The sequence below is a fragment of the Methanoregula sp. genome (assembly GCF_002835825.1).
Lineage (GTDB): Archaea > Halobacteriota > Methanomicrobia > Methanomicrobiales > Methanospirillaceae > Methanoregula.
In genome coordinates this window covers 1-2,358 of sequence record NZ_PIZH01000339.1, presented here as the reverse complement: position 1 = coordinate 2,358, position 2,358 = coordinate 1, and the positions used below count along the sequence as shown (strand labels likewise).

General features: G+C 56.0%; 3 protein-coding genes and 1 pseudogene. All 4 read left to right on the top strand.

Translation table 11 applies throughout. The annotated features are described in order from the left end of the window. Positions 1-350: pseudogene (locus tag CW742_RS10770) on the top strand (hypothetical protein); the annotation flags it as partial. Between the two features lie 11 nt (positions 351-361). Next, entirely contained in the window at positions 362-526 is a 165-nt protein-coding gene (locus CW742_RS10765) for a hypothetical protein (RefSeq protein WP_292420262.1), read from the top strand. A gap of 209 nt (positions 527-735) precedes the next feature. Further along, entirely contained in the window at positions 736-1,077 is a 342-nt protein-coding gene (locus CW742_RS10760; RefSeq protein WP_292420260.1) for a P-II family nitrogen regulator, read from the top strand. 46 nt (positions 1,078-1,123) lie between these two features. Further along, entirely contained in the window at positions 1,124-2,320 is a 1,197-nt protein-coding gene (locus CW742_RS10755; RefSeq protein WP_292420258.1) for a response regulator, read from the top strand. Positions 2,321-2,358 lie beyond the last annotated feature (38 nt).

Genomic DNA, 2,358 nt, shown 5'->3' with positions numbered 1-2,358 from the left:
TCGTCACGGTCTGCGACCGCGCGAAACAGGCCTGCCCGTTCTTTCCCGGAGTCCACGACCGCATCCATGCGGGATTCATCGATCCTACGGAATGTACCGGGACACCTGAAGAGTGCCTTGCACGGTTCCGGCAGGTCCGCGACGCGATTATCTCCTGGATCGACACGATCTTTGTCCAGAACTGCGGGGCAGGTCACGGGAGTGCCTGCCGCATCGCCGGGAACGCGATGAACACCAACGGGATTCCTGTTCCGGCAGGCCCGTCCCTGTCGGAGATACACCAGGCCGCAAACGGGAAAGTGTACCGGGTGGTCAGGTCATGCGATCTCGATCTAATCCGTGACAAGTGAGGAGGACGACCATGAAAACGGTAAAAAAGAACAATTCCTACCAGTCCTTTGACTGTATGAGGGCATTCCAGGACTCTGCTGAACCGGAAGCCATGCACCCTGATGACTATTCTGCCCACCAGGAATGGGTGGCTGCAAAGAGAGCCCGCGATTTGGGCACCGGAAAAGTATCCTGAACGACACCCGGCCCATGGTCCTCATTTTCGCAAACATCCACTACCGGGAACACAAAGCCCGGCAGGGTGAATGTTTCCGGTAACGGCCTATTCTGCCAAAAAACGGTTTTAGATACCATCGGAAAGGCAGGTCAGGATATGCCTGCACGCCTCATCTATATATTTTCTATAAGAAAACTATATTTCATTTCTATGGAATAGAGATCAGTATGAAAAAGATCGAGGCTCTTGTCAGACCCGAACGGCTGAACGATGTCAGGAAACTGCTTGCAGCAATGGGACACAGGTCCATGACACATTCCGATATCTGGTACCGGGGCACCGAGAACGAGATCGACCCGCACAGCCACAACGAGAACCTGCACCTCTATGATTTTATGGCAAAGAGTAAGGTGGAACTCGTTGTCAGGGACGATGAGGTCCAGACAATCGTGGACGCGATCTGCGAAAGTGCCTGCACAGGTCATGTAGGTGATGGCAAGATCTTTGTCCTCCCCCTTGAGGAAGCGATCCGGATCCAGACCAAAGAGACCGGGGATGCCGTATTTTAAAGGCAGATCTTCCATGGAATACAACAGGACATCCGGATGGTGAAATGTGGCAAAGCGCATCTTCATTGTCGAGGACGATGAGATCATCACGCACCTGATCCAGCAGATCCTCACCCTTAAGGGATACGATATCGCAGGGTGTGCCGCATCCGGGGAGGTGGCTCTGGAAAAGATCCCGGAGAGCGGGTGCAGCCTCGTTCTGATGGATATCGGCCTCTCGGGGGACACGGACGGTATCACGGTTGCACGCGTACTGAGCAAGCGTATGTCGGTCCCCATCATTTTCGTGACCGGAAACTATGACGATAACCTGCTCGCCCGTGCAAAGACTCCCAACACCTGCGGGTACATCATCAAGCCGTTCTCCGCTAACGACCTTGTCTCCAACATCGAGATCGCTCTCTTCACGTTCCGGTGCCGTGCCGATGCGGTTGCAGCACCGCAGCCTGTGGCCGTAACCACTGCCGAAAAACCCGTATCCCGGGAGCCTGCAACAGCGAAGGCCGGCGGGCAGCCGGATCAGAGTTACCGGGCCCGGGCCGGGATCAAAAACCTGTACGATCATGCCTTCCATCTCCAGTCCCGGGGAAAAAATACCGGGGCCCTCCAGTATTTCATCGAGATCCTGGAACACAATCCGCAGGACACGCTTGTCTGGGTTGAGAAGGGAGATGTCCTGCAGAAACTGGGGCGCCCGGAAGACGCGATCGATGCAATCGACACCGCCCTCCATATCGATCCGGCAAACGAATACGCGGTCTGCAAAAAATGCCGGGTCCTCTGCAGCATCTCCCGGCAAGAAGAGGCACTCGATGTCATCGACTCAGCGCTTGCCCGGCATCCCGGCAACCATGCCGTCCTTGTAGAGAAGGGGATGATCCTGCACGAACTCTCCAGAAACGAGGATGCGTTGAAAACGCTCGAACATGCCATTGAGATCGACAGGAGGAGCGGGTACGCTCTTGGCGCGAAAGGGCGGGTCCTCTCCCGGCTGAACCGGGACCGGGATGCGCTGGCTGCGTTTTCCCGCGCCCTCGATATCGAACCGCAGAACATCTCGCTCTGGATGGACGTTGTACGGCTCTTTGAGCAGAAACATAAGTACCACACGGCCCTGAACATTGTCCAGCGAGCCATCGACAAGAACCCGAAGAACGAGATCCTTGCCCTGAAACGCGAATCCCTGCTGAGCAAGACAATCCCGGTTGCACGCGCCCCGGGACTCGTTTCCATTACCCCATGAATGCCGGAAAAAACGGGACAGGAAGGCAGGCGCAGGCA